At 48.1% G+C, this 501-nt stretch carries 1 protein-coding gene; it reads left to right on the top strand.

The features are described 5' to 3' along the window. Positions 1-473, top strand: a 473-nt coding sequence (locus R8N47_RS28755; RefSeq protein WP_318186551.1) for a sensor histidine kinase, incomplete at its 5' end; no start/stop codon positions are given. Positions 474-501 lie beyond the last annotated feature (28 nt).

Genomic DNA, 501 nt, shown 5'->3' with positions numbered 1-501 from the left:
ACAAACCTGAAAAGCTACAAGCGCTGTCGTTAACCAGCGCGTTGGAAGAGACGCTGCGTGTCTATCAATCTCAGCTGGCGAATGTGGATGTTCGCGTTCGAATACCTAGCGATCTACCGCAAATTCAGGGGGAAGAACAACGCTTACAACAAGTGCTTGGCAACCTGATATCCAATGCGCTTGATGCCATGCAATCTAGGGACAAGCCCCTACTTTCAATCGTTGTCACACCAACTAACAGCCACGTTGAAGTGGTGGTCAGTGACAACGGTTGTGGCGTGGCACTAGAACAACTCGACACCATTTTCGAGCCATTCCAAACCAGCAAAAAAATCGGCGAAGGCTTGGGTTTAGGACTGTCAATCACCACGAACAACATGCGAGACATGAATGGACAAGTCACAGCACAACGCAATCCTGGTTCCGGTATGTCGTTCATCTTGCGATTTCAGCTCGCCAATACGATTGATTGAGCCAACTAAAAGTGACTTACACAGAAAT

The sequence above is a fragment of the Vibrio sp. 2132-1 genome, assembly GCF_033344315.1.
This window is presented reverse-complemented; position numbering and strand designations above follow the sequence as displayed.